This is a genomic window from Clostridium gelidum (assembly GCF_019977655.1).
GTDB classification, from domain to species: domain Bacteria; phylum Bacillota; class Clostridia; order Clostridiales; family Clostridiaceae; genus Clostridium; species Clostridium gelidum.
Map to the genome: position 1 here is coordinate 2,032,218 of NZ_AP024849.1, position 13,121 is coordinate 2,045,338.

10 protein-coding genes are annotated in these 13,121 nt (G+C 30.9%); 5 read left to right on the forward strand and 5 right to left on the reverse strand.

Translation table 11 applies throughout. The features are described 5' to 3' along the window. Positions 1-64 precede the first annotated feature (64 nt). Complete coding sequence (gene aspD, locus psyc5s11_RS08980) at positions 65-1,705, forward strand: aspartate 4-decarboxylase (protein ID WP_224037260.1); 1,641 nt, start codon at positions 65-67, stop codon at positions 1,703-1,705. Positions 1,706-1,839: 134 nt separating this feature from the next. Here aspD and psyc5s11_RS08985 read toward each other — a convergent pair whose 3' ends face one another. Further along, positions 1,840-2,433, reverse strand: a complete 594-nt coding sequence (locus psyc5s11_RS08985) for a hydrolase (protein ID WP_224037261.1) — start codon at positions 2,431-2,433, stop codon at positions 1,840-1,842. A 56-nt stretch (positions 2,434-2,489) separates the two neighbouring features. Next, entirely contained in the window at positions 2,490-3,710 is a 1,221-nt protein-coding gene (locus tag psyc5s11_RS08990; RefSeq protein WP_224037262.1) for a multidrug efflux MFS transporter, read from the reverse strand. Between the two features lie 219 nt (positions 3,711-3,929). Here psyc5s11_RS08990 and psyc5s11_RS08995 point away from each other — a divergent pair, with 219 nt between their 5' ends. Then, positions 3,930-4,493 (forward strand): TetR/AcrR family transcriptional regulator, encoded by a 564-nt coding sequence (locus tag psyc5s11_RS08995; RefSeq protein WP_224037263.1) that lies wholly within the window; start codon positions 3,930-3,932, stop codon positions 4,491-4,493. Positions 4,494-4,650: 157 nt separating this feature from the next. On the opposite strand, the gene psyc5s11_RS09000 is transcribed toward psyc5s11_RS08995, so the two are convergent. From psyc5s11_RS09000 to psyc5s11_RS09010, 3 genes are all read right to left on the reverse strand, one after another. Beyond that, positions 4,651-5,028, reverse strand: coding sequence for a hypothetical protein (locus tag psyc5s11_RS09000; protein ID WP_224037264.1), 378 nt, complete (start codon positions 5,026-5,028; stop codon positions 4,651-4,653). 348 nt (positions 5,029-5,376) lie between these two features. Continuing rightward, positions 5,377-7,377, reverse strand: a complete 2,001-nt coding sequence (locus psyc5s11_RS09005) for a carbohydrate-binding protein (RefSeq protein WP_224037265.1) — start codon at positions 7,375-7,377, stop codon at positions 5,377-5,379. 313 nt (positions 7,378-7,690) lie between these two features. Further along, positions 7,691-9,169, reverse strand: a complete 1,479-nt coding sequence (locus psyc5s11_RS09010; RefSeq protein ID WP_224033258.1) for an ISLre2 family transposase — start codon at positions 9,167-9,169, stop codon at positions 7,691-7,693. A gap of 299 nt (positions 9,170-9,468) precedes the next feature. On the opposite strand from psyc5s11_RS09010, the gene psyc5s11_RS09015 reads away from it, so the two are divergent. The 3 genes from psyc5s11_RS09015 (at position 9,469) to psyc5s11_RS09025 (ending at position 13,094) form a co-directional block, all read left to right on the forward strand. Then, positions 9,469-10,275 carry an AAA family ATPase gene (locus psyc5s11_RS09015; RefSeq protein WP_224037266.1) on the forward strand — a complete coding sequence of 269 codons (807 nt, stop codon included), beginning with the start codon at positions 9,469-9,471 and terminating at the stop codon, positions 10,273-10,275. A gap of 562 nt (positions 10,276-10,837) precedes the next feature. Then, entirely contained in the window at positions 10,838-12,205 is a 1,368-nt protein-coding gene (locus tag psyc5s11_RS09020; protein WP_224038158.1) for an MFS transporter, read from the forward strand. 607 nt (positions 12,206-12,812) lie between these two features. Then, positions 12,813-13,094, forward strand: a complete 282-nt coding sequence (locus tag psyc5s11_RS09025) for a type II toxin-antitoxin system prevent-host-death family antitoxin (RefSeq protein WP_224037267.1) — start codon at positions 12,813-12,815, stop codon at positions 13,092-13,094. Positions 13,095-13,121 lie beyond the last annotated feature (27 nt).

Here is a 13,121-nt window from a genome sequence, read left to right on the forward strand (position 1 = left end):
ATATTAAAACTTATCAAACAATATAAATTATATTTATAGATTACTTAGATAAGGAGTATTATTTATGGAGACTCACAATGTTCAACGCCAAGAAATAGAAAAAATTTATGGTAAGATTAGCCCATTTGAATTCAAAAATAAATTAATTAACCTTGCACAAGGCTCACAAGGGCAAAGAGAAAAAAGTGCCCATACATTATTAGATGCAGGAAGAGGAAATCCAAATTGGATAGCAGCAACACCAAGGGAAGCTTTTTTTACCTTTGGTATGTTTGCAGTAGAAGAAACAAGAAGAACTTGGAATGATGGCGACTTAGCTGGGATGCCAAGAAAAGAGGGGATAGCTAAGCGACTTTATGACTATTGGGAAAAACATAAGGATATGCCAGGAATAACACTTTTAGGAAATATAATTGACTATGGGATTAAGCGTCAAGGTTTTAATGCTGATAAGTGGGTATTTGAGCTGACTGATGCAATTATTGGTGATAATTATCCAGTACCAGATAGAATGTTAGTTCATATTGAAAATATTGTTCATGAATATCTTGTTCAAGAACTTTGCTATAACAAACCTCCAACTGGTAGATTTAATGTTTTTGCTGTAGAGGGAGCTACTGCAGCAATGTGCTATATATTTGATAGTCTAATAGCTAACGAACTGTTAGCACGAGGAGATAAAATAGCACTAATGGTTCCTGTTTTTACACCTTATCTTGAAATACCACACTTGCCACGTTATAATTTTGAAGTTGTACATATTAGCGCAATAGAGCTAACAAGCGATGGAACTCATACATGGCAATATCCTGAGTCAGAACTTAATAAGCTTAAGGATTCTAGCATAAAGGCTTTGTTTGCTATTAATCCTAGCAATCCTCCGTCAGTTGCAATGAAACCTGATTCTGTTAAGCAACTAGTACATATAGTAGAAAACTGCAACCCGAATCTAATGATTATTTCTGATGATGTATACAGTACTTTTGTTGATAACTTTCGTTCACTGATGGCTGACTTGTCTTATAATACAATAGGTGTTTATTCTTTTTCAAAATATTTCGGAGTAACAGGTTGGAGACTCGGAACTATAGTACTTCAGGAAGAAAATATATTTGATAAATTATTAAAAGAAATGTCAGAGGAAAAAAAGATTGAGCTTAGGCAGCGCTATGGAGCACTTTCGATTCAGCCAGATGGCATAGCATTTATAGATCGAATAGTAGCAGATAGCCGTCAGGTTGCTCTTAATCATACAGCAGGTTTATCAACGCCTCAACAGGTTCAAATGGCTTTTTTCTGTGCTTTCGCTCTGCTTGACAAGGAAAATAAATATAAGAAGCAGACAAAGGATATTTGCAGACGTAGGCAAAAGCTTCTATTCAAAGGGCTAGGTTTAGATTTAAGGAAGGATCAATATGATGCTGCATATTACACAGAATTTGATTTATTAGAATGGGCTATCTGCTATTATGGGGATGAATTTGGAGAGTATTTACAAAATAAATATAAGCCTGTAGATATTCTATATAGATTAGCTGAAGAATCATCCATAGTATTATTAAGTGGCGGTGGTTTCCAAGGTCCTGAGTGGTCTATAAGAATATCTCTAGCAAATCTTAATGATGAAGCGTATAGCAAAATTGGTGAAGCACTTCATAAAATACTAGAAGAATATGTAGATTGTTGGAAATCTACAATTAAATAAATAATAAAAATTGTAACTGTTAATACATCTGTGCTTTTAAAATTATGTAATGAAGTAAGGCACTAGAAAGAAAATAGATTAGCATACTGACTTGTTATTTTTTTGCTAGTGCCTAATATATTAACTTTACTTTTTTATCGTAATGACGAAATTACTTCTTCACTTGTTCTAATTTTACCTATTCTAGGGAAGATATAATTACAAACATAATCATGTTCTTCTTTTGTTCCAGCTGTCATTGCATCTTCAGCAAAAATTTGATTATAACCATGTTGATAAGCTTCTCTTGCTGTAGTATCTACGCCAATTTCGGTAGAAATACCACATAGTACAATAGTATCAATTCCTCGTCGTCGTAGTTGTAAATCAAGGTCAGTACCGTAGAATGCACCCCATTGTCTTTTAGTAATAGTATGAGCAGTCTTGAATTTCGCTAGTTCAGGCACATAGGAATCCCATCCTTCTGGAAATTGCATAGGATTAATTTTTGAATCTAAACTTGGTATAACCATATCTTTCCCGTCTAAAGAGGAAACTCTCACAAGAATTACAAAGATACCATTATCTGTGAAGGCATCAATTAATCTACATGAATTTTGAACAACTTGAGCACCCGTATAAGGGGCACGCTCATTGTTTACAATTCCATTTCGCAAGTCAATAACTACAAGGGCTGTTTTTTCTGCGGTAATAAATTCAGTTTTATTTGTTGATTTTAAATCTTCCATTTTTTTCTCCTTATTAATTAACTTTATTTGTAATGCTATATTTTACCTTATTTACGTTAACTCGCTACATTTTGTGTATGATTATAATAATTTAAATTTAGTTTTTTATAAACTTTAAAATAAACCCACACTGCATTTATCAGTAATAGTGAACTTGTAATAAAAAATACATATCTTATTCCAAAAAATCCTGCTATCTGCCCGCCTAAAACTGACCCTCCAAAAGTACCTAAATATGCTGCAGACATATTAAAACCAAAAACTCTACCTACAAGAGTGGATGGTGTAATTTTCTTTATTAAAATATTAACAGATGGCGCAAGTCCTGCAACTGTTAATCCCAATAAAAAGCGAAGACCCATTAACTGCCAGGTGTTTTTTACAAAAGCTTGTGGTATGAAAATGATTCCTGCAAATACAAGGGATACTAATATAATTTTATGTGCTCCTATTTTATCAGATAGTCTCCCAAGTTTTGGGGCTGCAATTATATTTGCGAGACCTGAAGCTGAAAATGTTATTCCAGCGATCAGAGAAATATGAGCTGCACTGATGGATAACTGAGAAACATATACTGTTATGATTGGTTCTACTGAATATAATGCTACATTTAATATAAAAAAAGTCACAAATAGGGTAATAGTCAAGCTTTTTTCAGGAACAGTATTCCATACCTCCTTCATACTAAGTACCTTTTTATCTTCACGAGTGAAAGATTCCTTTACAAACAACGTAGTTGTAATAAATGCAATAAAGAGTAGCCCACCTGTAATAAAAAATACACTTTGTAAACCTAATGTTTCGTCTAAAAAACCACCAATAGTTGGTCCAAGCAAAGAACCTGCAATGTTTGCTGTTGAAAGTGTACCTAAAGCATAACCTGCATTTTCCTTATCTGTCTGAGTTGCAATCAATGTAATACAGGCTGAACTATAACCTGAGATAGTACCTTGAAGTAGTCTAAGTCCTATAAATACATATACATTTGGTGAAAACCCCATACAACTTATAACTATTGCCATACCAAGACTTGCCCTAAGCAGCATTGGTTTTCTTCCAACTTTGTCAGCAGCTTGCCCCCAAATTGGTGAGAAAATAGCCATAGCTATATAAGTAATACCAAAAGCAATTCCTGAAAGTTTTGAAATTAAAGCTGCATTATCAACTCCAAGATGCTTTATAAAAAGGGGCAATATTGGTGCAATCTGGCTCATACCAACTCCTGTCACAAACATTCCAAACCAACAAACTATTAAATTTCTTTTCCACGTTTTCATAATATATCTATTCCTTCTTATTAGTTTTTATTTTTTTGATTGTGCCTTATTGCAATAAAATACATTTTGTATCATGTGATACTTTCTAATATAACAATAAACTATATTTTATAACTTGTAAACTATAAAATATAGTTTATTGTTATTGCTTGTAGTTTGATAAAAATAGGTTATCATGATAAACTATTTTTAATAAATAAGATTGGAAAGGGTGATTAAATGATTCAAAAACGAAACTTAACCAAGAAAAAAATTATTGAAGCAGCTGTTTTATTGGCTGATGAAATTGGAATTAATCAGATTACTTTCCAAAAGGTTGCAGAAAAATTGGGTATAAAATATCCATCTTTATATAATCATTTTGCTAATATAGATGATCTTAAAATAAAAATGACAGTATATCTTTTAAAAAATTTGAATTTGGAGCTAATGCAAAGGTTAATTGGTAAAAGTGGTGAAACTGCTATCAGAGAGTTTGCATATGCTTATAGGGATTTTGCTTTTGAAAATAAGACTGCTTATAGAGTTTATATGAATGTTCCAAGTACACAAGATGATGATGTAAAACGTTTAGCCGATGGAACTAGCGTTATTATACGTAAGATTTTAAATTATTATATAGAGGATGAAAGTATTGCAATTCATAAAAGTAGAGCATTAAGGAGCCTTTTGCATGGTTTTGTATCCTTAAGTGCACATGGATATTTTCAAAATCCAGTAAATTTAGAGGAGAGTTTTGAAATGATGATAGATGATTTTATTGCGTCTGTTTTGAAGGGATAGAAAAGAGTACTGTAATTAAAAAAATCATTTATACAAGACAGTGAGGTGCTAAAATAGAGAGATACAAATTAAATTCATACAATTTTGCTTACGTAGCTAATTGGATTTGAACATATTACCAATCTCTTTAGATATAGGCTATATAAACTTAAGTAAACTATGAAATAGGAGCTAAAGGAGTGTTTGGTGATGTTGCAGTTACAGTACCACCTGTAACTTTAGCAGCAGAATATATTGTACATTTTCCTTTAGTAGTACAGTTTGTGAACGTAAATACATTAGGACTACCTGGATTATAAGGGAAATTAAAATTACCTTTAGTAGTTTTCACATTAGCACCAAGAATATTATCAGCACCATTTCTATCAGCATCACAGCCAATAAGTGTTAGAGATCCTGCACTATTATTTTGAGCAAATCCACTACCTTTATTATCATATGATTTGCAGCCAGTTACTAAGTGTGATCCTTTTGATCTATGAGTACCCTTTGGAGGTGCTTGGTTACCACCAAATTTAATACCATCACCATTCATATCTGTAGTATTTTTTGTACTTATTAATGATCGTTATACTGTTTCAGGGGCTCAGGATCCCAAGCAATTCTTGAAGGCTTTAAATGAAGCTTATAATTCATTAGTTTAAGGCACAATCAAAAAAATAACAAGTCCATCTGGCAGTATATTTTCCACCATTCTGCGTCGGCAAAATGCCAGAATAGACCAGCTATGATAGCACTTCACCTCCTTGTCTGATGAAAAATATTCATGCCAGCTTTGGACTTGTTATTTTCTTTCATGTGCCTAATATAAATTAAAAGTTAAATTGTTAGTTACAAAATTAAGTAACTAGCAATTTAACTTTATGTCTTAGATGTATTCAATTTATTTTGCTACAGAATAATTGTAGTTACTAGAATTATTATTATCCCAAGTACTTGAATTATTTTTAAAGCACATATTAAGCATATAACTTTCAGATGGCAATGTGATTGTAGCTGTCCATTTTCCATTTGATTGTTTAGTCATGGGTACATCTTTTGGAGATGTAAAGCTATTATAGCCCCAATGTAATATCATAGAACTGGAACTTGAAGCTAAGCTTCCATTATAATAAACTGTAACGTCTTTGCCAGCAGTTGGTGCTGGAGTTACTTGTACTGGTATAGAGCTTGACCATATAGGTAAATGCCAATCTTGATTACTATTGTTATCCCAATTGCTACCATCAGTAAAGTCAAAGTCTAATTTTGTAGCTGAAGTAGGAATAGTTACAGTTCCCTTCAAAAAACCACTTGAATCTTTAGTCATAGTAACATTAGTAGCGCTTGTCCAACCGTTATATCCCCAGTGAAGAGAAACACTGTTGGAACTAGCCAAAGAGCCATTATAGTAGACAGTAAATATATTACCTTGAACAAGATTACTACTGTCATAGTCTACCTTATAACCTGAATGTGGTGAGTAATCTGTAGTTGGTGCATCAGGTATTATTGGATCACCACCATAAAGAACTATAATTGAATTTGCCGGAATGTTTCCTGAAATTTTTCCATTTGAAACAGTTAAAGTGCAAGTTGCACTACTATGATTTTTATAGGTTCCATTTGCTAAATTGGTAACTGAATTAATAGATGTGTTTAAACCATTATTTATAATTGTAGTTCCAGTAGTTCCACGGTCAATTAACATAGTAGTATTATTATTAGTAAATCTTAAATATTCATTTTGCCCTGCCATTGCATTATGGAATTTATTAATTGCTACTATATCAGCATCTTTCCATAGGGAGTCACCTTCATTTCCGATATTACCAGTAGGTCTGTCAAAGAATAAAGGTGTTGCACCTGAACGAGCAGCAGCAATAGCCCAACCCATTTTTATTTGATTGTTTGTTAAACCACTACTTGAACCATCTTCATAAGTATCATGAGTTTCAACAAAATCTATAGCTTTATTTGAATCGATTCCACCAAGATTAGTACCAATGGAACTTAAGTTGTTTGAAGTAAGAGCAGTTCTTATACTATGGCCTAAATTACTAGCTAAAACATTCATGAATGTTTCATAAGATGCAATGTTATCTACTGTTCCATCTTGCAAAATTTCACCATATATGAATAAGCTTGATTTATTTTTTAAATTACCTAATACATTAGCCCAGTAATTACCAGACCAAGATTGATTAGCATCTAGACCTATATTAGTTTCAATATGCTTAGCTGCATCAAAACGGAAACCATCAGCACCAGCATCTACACATTGATTTAAAAATGTAATTGCTTTGCTTTGAACCTCAGAATTTTGAGTATTTAAATCTGGCATACCAATGCCTAGTTGTGTTACATCATGTCGGCTGTTCCAATTACTACATTGTCCTAGATTATGATAGAAATTAGTATTTTGAAAACTAGAATCTACTTTAGAGTCTAATTGATCTGCATTTCCGTTGTTAGCCATATGATTCATTACTACATCCACAATAATAGAAATATTATATTTATCTGCTTCAGTGCAAAGGGATTTGAAATCATCATAAGTTCCAAGTTGAGCATTACCAATAGATTGATTGGTTGGTTGATATAATAGCCACCATTTACTTGAATCTTTAATTGAATCTTTAGTTCCTTGTACAGGAGAAACTTGAACTGACTTAAAGCCTGCAGCTGCGATATTTGGTAACTCATTCTTTATTGCGGTAAAAGACCAATCAAAAGCATGAAGAATAGTACCGTCCTTAGTATTAGATGGTAAGTTAGTACTATCGGCAGCATATGCTACTGTTGATAAGTTATTAGTTATAAAGGTTGCTTCTGGAAAAAGGAAAAAAGTTAGGTTGAAAAATAAACCTGCAGCAATTAACTTAGATATTAAATTTTTTTTCATTAATACACACTCCTATACTATTTAGTTATTAACATTTAGGCAAACGATTGCATAAAAGAATAAACATGCCCAAATTTGTATACAGGATTATAGATATGTTATGCCTCCTTTTTGATATATTCAAAATTTCATTTATTGAGAACATTAGGATTTTAAATAAAGCCAGCATATATATTATAGCATATATGGAATAATATACAATAAAATAGTAAAAATATGGTTGAGTCAAGTAAAAGTTGGCAAGAATTTTATTTAAATTATTATCCATTATTTTACATTGCATTTTTAAAATTTCCCTACCCATACTGTATATTTAACTATAACTAATATCACTAAATGATTTTAATCCACATAAATCACGTACTATTTTTCTACCTAACGTTGCGGCAGCTCCGCTATACGGAATTTGTGCACTATTGCACTTATATGCCTTACACTTATTAGATTCTTTATTCGCTTGAAATACTGTTAATGGTAGTTTTGCAACTACTGTATCAATAACATCATCAGAAATAATATTTCTGTAGATTTTATCTACAGTATCAAACAACCTATTACTAAATTTTTCAGATAATATTTTAGATAAATTATCTGCACCATTAATAGACCAGCTCATTTTTCTGCCCTTCATTCTTTGAGCTAATACATCACAAATATTATGTTCCATTGTGCCTAGATTCTTGTATTCCATGCCTTCCGGCGCCGTAGGCATGTTTATGTCACTTCTTAATTTATACGGTATTAATCCATCTCTATTGTGAACAAAGTAATCATATAATTCAGTAAGCTTCTTAAATGCAATATCTTTTTCGTTTGTAAGTATCATCATATTTACAATAGTTTCTAGACCTTCATCAATTTTACCTTCTCTAAATAGTTTTAGTAATTGCTTTTGAGCTCTTTTATCACTTACCTTACGTATAATCGCTTGGCCTACATGAAATGGATCTAGCTGAAAATGAATGTCTTCATCCTCACAAGTTGCTTTAATCCAATTTGCTCCATCACCGTTTAATATTCTAGTTTGAATTTCATCTACATTGTATTTTTCTGAAATTGTTGCGCTAGCAAGCTTTTTAAAGTGATTGGAATTGCTAAAGCTTGCACAAACAGTTTTATCAACAACCACATATTCTTTTTTGCTCCCTGGGCGTAAAGTCCAGCCAGTATATGATACTGCTAGTTTTAACTCTTTCTTTTTATTTTTCCCTTTTGGTCTATCATTACCTTGAAGATAGAGCCAAACTCCATCTTGCTCCTGAAACAATACTGGTACTTCCTTTTCGCCTTTTAATGCACCTTTGTCATTTAACTCAATTTTACGATTTTCTATTTCTTTAATCTTTTCCCCAAGTGTTTGAACTATGTTCCAAACGCCTTGAGCACTAATATCTTGATTACACATAGTTTTAATATTCTCAGATGTCTTTCTAAAAGAAACCTCCGTCACGTTAGTTAAAATAGTTTCTACGAGATTTATAGACACATTTCCTAAAGTGTCCATCCCTAAATACTCATCCAAAAGGTACTTAGTTGCTTTCTTACCATCTTCAAGTTTAAATTCATAAATGCGCCTAGAATACTCTACGTTCCCCATAATAGTCCTCAAACAAGTTTGCTTACGACCTTTATTACGGTAAACCTTGCTATCTCTTTCATTAAGTAGTTTTTCATCTAAAAATTCTAATATACTTTTTAAAGCATTACAAGCTTCGTCACAAGCATATTTATAAATTCTTTTCTCTAACTCCTTGAAAGTCATTCCTTTATCATTTAAACTTAATTCATACATAAATATAACTCCATTCTATTTAGTCTTAGCAACTTAATTATAATGGATAATTTATGTATTTGGGAGATGCTTTCGCATCTCCTTTTACTATTTATACAGTTTTTATTACTGTTTCTGCCTACTAAAATTATACTCTAACTAAAAATATTTATGAGTGTTGATCTTTATTTTTACCTTAAAAATTCACTATGTTGAAAATATATTCAAGAAAAAGAATGTATATATGTTAGAGAAATATGGAGTGACTTTTGATATAATAAAAGACAAGATTGAAGATAAAAGGATGAAGGTGAAATAAATTGATTTACGTAAGTACATTTAAATTATCGAATAAAACAGTTTCTAATCCCAATATATATCCTTATAATGTATTTGTAAGTAAAAATGAGAAATGTCTTGTTTTTGACAAAATCACAATATTTTATGGGAATAACGCTTGTGGAAAATCTTCTTTATTAAATATTATAGCTAATAAATTGAAGCTAATTGGGAAGGAAGAAGTCATAATTAAACAAGGAAAACCTTATTTCCAAGAATTTGTAGATGATTGTACTTATGGATTGGGAGAAAATGAAAAGGAACAAGTACAACAGAATATTCCTGAGAATAGCCGCTATATTAAAAGTGAAGACATAATGTATGAAATTAAGAAAATTCAAAGGGAAGCAATTTTGCGAGAAGGATATATTTATGAGCATGCTAAAAAAGGATATAATAAAGAGCAGCTAGAAATGCTAAAGCATTCGCCAAAGATGGAGGAACAGATAGAAAGAATGAAATTTGGTCAAGAAAAATATTCAAATGGTGAAACGAGCTTACAAATATTTGATGATTGGTTGCAGACTGATTCACTATACCTTTTAGATGAGCCTGAAGTTTCATTATCACCACAAAATCAAGTGCTTTTAGCACAGAAAATTAATTTTGGAGCAAGATTTTTAAACAATCAATATATTATTGCAACGCATTCACCATTTATGCTTGGAACATTAGATACAAAAATATATAACCTAAATTTGAAAGATTTTGATATTTGCAAGTGGAATGAATTGGAAAATGTAAAGTGTTTTTATGATTTCTTTCAAAATCGTCGGGATGAATTTTGACTACTGTTAATATGCAAATTAAGAAATATGTGTAGTATTATCATTATGACATTAACTACATCTACTACAGTTTCCATTTAAATATCCTCTAATACTTTCTGTTTTATGTTTTGATTCATTTATTAACATTTTAGGGCTTTGTTTTTAAAAAAATATAGTTTTTTTATTTTTTGACTCGAACTAAGAGTATAATAAAATGGAAAAGAAATATACAAACAAAACCAGGGTTTATTCTTAAACCCTGGTTTCATTTAGAAATAAGTGTACTTACTGGGACTTTAAAATCATTTTCGGACTAATCCTAAAATATTATTTTCAAAATCTAATTCCATCAGAATCACCTCTTTCTAATGCTATTGTGTGCAATATTAAATTAAATATACATATTTAATTATTGGAATAAATATGAAAATAATACGAAGCTAAAATACTGACGCAGTTAAAGTTGATATAAAATAAATTTTTAATAAAAGAAGTAAATTTTTAGGAGGCAAAAGCTGTGGAAAAAGAAATAGATAAGGAAAATGCTAGAAGCAGATGGACCATATTGGTTATAGTTTTAATGTCAACATTTATGTCAACCTTAGACAGTAGTGTTGTAAATGTAGCATTACCTAAAATGGCTAAAGCCTTAAATGTAACAACTTCAAGCATTCAATTAGTGGTAACAAGTTATTTAATAGTTATAGCAGGGATAGTATTAATTTTTGGAAGATTGGGAGATATGTTTGGAAAATCCAAGATGTTTAAGTTTGGAGTGAGCTTATTTTCTTTGGGATCTTTGTTATGCGGTATATCAAAGTCCTTTCCAATATTGATAATATCAAGAGTGGTACAAGCTATTGGCGCTGCTAGTACTATGGCTAATAATCAAGGAATTATTACAGAGACCTTTGGTAAAAATGAAAGAGGAAAAGCACTTGGCTTTTTAGGGATTTCTGTAGCCTTGGGATCTATAGTAGGACCAGGACTTGGAGGATTTATAGTAGGAGCAGCCAGCTGGGAATTTATATTTTTAATAAATGTGCCCATTGGTATAATAGCTTTATTATATGCCCATAAGTTATTGCCAAAAGATAATAATAAAGTCCAAGGAAAACTGGATGGAATCGGTGCTATACTATTTATGTTTACTATAGTTCCACTCTTTATGTCCTTAGAAGAAGGCTTAAACATTGGTTTTACAGATCCAATAATTATATTGGGCTTCATTATAGCACTTATTTCTTTTATAGTATTTATTTTTGTGGAAAAGAGAAAAGAAAACCCACTATTACATTTACAAATATTTAGTAATAAGTTATTTTCGTTGAGTATATTTTGTGCATTTATAAGCTTTATAGCGATATTCTGCAACAATATTATTCTCCCTTTTTACCTACAAGATGTAATGAACTTTTCACCACAGCATGCTGGATTAATACTTATGATTAATCCTTTAATTCTAATTGTGGTATCTCCTGTTAGTGGAACCTTATCAGATAAGATTGGTTCAGAACTTTTAACATTCATAGGTTTAACCTTTGTAAGCTTAGGATTATTTTTAATGTCTATGTTCAATGTAGATTCAACTTTACTAAGCATGATATTATTCATTGGAATCATGTCAATTGGTATGGGAGTATTCCAGCCACCTAATAATTCATTAATAATGTCAACAGTACCAAAGGATAAACTTGGAATTGCTGGAAGCATAAACGCACTTGTAAGAAACTTGGGGATGATATGTGGAATAGCTCTAGCTACAACACTTTTATATAGTATGATGAGTTCTAAAATTGGATACCGTGTTACAGATTATGTAGCAGGAAGAAATGATGCTTTCATATATGGTATGAAAACTGTATATATAGCTGCGGCAATTATAAGTTTAGTGGGAGCAGGTTTAACTTTTTTTAGATTAACTAGAAAAAACTCTAAGGAGAACTAAGCTAATAATAGAATATTAAAGAAAGAATTAAGGTACTTAGATTACAGTTATAAATCATTAGATGAAGTTAGTGTTAAAATAGTAACCACAATAATTTTATATTCACAAAAGAGTCTCAAAGCTGTTTTTAACACCAGTGGAACTTTGTATAAAGAAATGAATTTAAGTAATCGACTTATCAAGATATTAGGCAAATGGATTTTATGATGAAACTACGAAAACCACTCTACTTCCATACTTTATATTACAATTTATATATGAGCTTTTTATTAGAGACATTTGACAAGTTATTACTGCTAATGTAGAATGTATTCCGAACATAAAATAAATATTATTTGATATTTACTTATCCATAATAATATTATTAGGATAAGTTTTCTTATTGAATTAACAAATAAACTATATTGAAATATGGAATAAATTAAATAATAATTTAATTTGATTTATAGTAAGTTATAGAATAATTATAACTTTTATATTTTTATATCTTGATTTTATAAATTAATTTATGAAAATATATAATTATATGCATGTTTATGTTCCATGTTGTAGATAAATGAAATGTGGAATATCAGTTATAATAAGTAGAAGGAAAGGGATCAATCTAATGAATATTTCAACAAAAGCAATCGTATCAAACTCTGAAATGATAAAGAATTATAAAACTTGTAGGGAAAAGGCGGAAAGTTTTGGCAAGATATTTATTTTGAAAAATAATCAACCGGATGCAGTATTGTTTTCTATTGCTGAATATGAAAGGCTTTCATCGTTTATTGAGTATCTGGAAAGTCTTGAGGGAAAAGATATTTCCAAGGTTATTGGATCATTACCAAAGGAAGGAAATAGGGAAATGTACTCCATTGACCATTTAAGAAACGATATAAAATAAATTGCAGCAATATACGATAGTGTACTT

Coding starts and splice junctions, on each gene's coding strand:
- aspD (WP_224037260.1), top strand. CDS start 65: ATGGAGACTCACAATGTTCAACGCCAAGAAATAGAAAAAATTTATGGT.
- psyc5s11_RS09000 (WP_224037264.1), bottom strand. CDS start 5,028: ATGAATGGTGATGGTATTAAATTTGGTGGTAACCAAGCACCTCCAAAG.
- psyc5s11_RS09005 (WP_224037265.1), bottom strand. CDS start 7,377: ATGAAAAAAAATTTAATATCTAAGTTAATTGCTGCAGGTTTATTTTTC.
- psyc5s11_RS09020 (WP_224038158.1), top strand. CDS start 10,838: ATGTCAACATTTATGTCAACCTTAGACAGTAGTGTTGTAAATGTAGCA.
- psyc5s11_RS08985 (WP_224037261.1), bottom strand. CDS start 2,433: ATGGAAGATTTAAAATCAACAAATAAAACTGAATTTATTACCGCAGAA.
- psyc5s11_RS09010 (WP_224033258.1), bottom strand. CDS start 9,169: ATGTATGAATTAAGTTTAAATGATAAAGGAATGACTTTCAAGGAGTTA.
- psyc5s11_RS08995 (WP_224037263.1), top strand. CDS start 3,930: ATGATTCAAAAACGAAACTTAACCAAGAAAAAAATTATTGAAGCAGCT.
- psyc5s11_RS08990 (WP_224037262.1), bottom strand. CDS start 3,710: ATGAAAACGTGGAAAAGAAATTTAATAGTTTGTTGGTTTGGAATGTTT.
- psyc5s11_RS09025 (WP_224037267.1), top strand. CDS start 12,813: ATGAATATTTCAACAAAAGCAATCGTATCAAACTCTGAAATGATAAAG.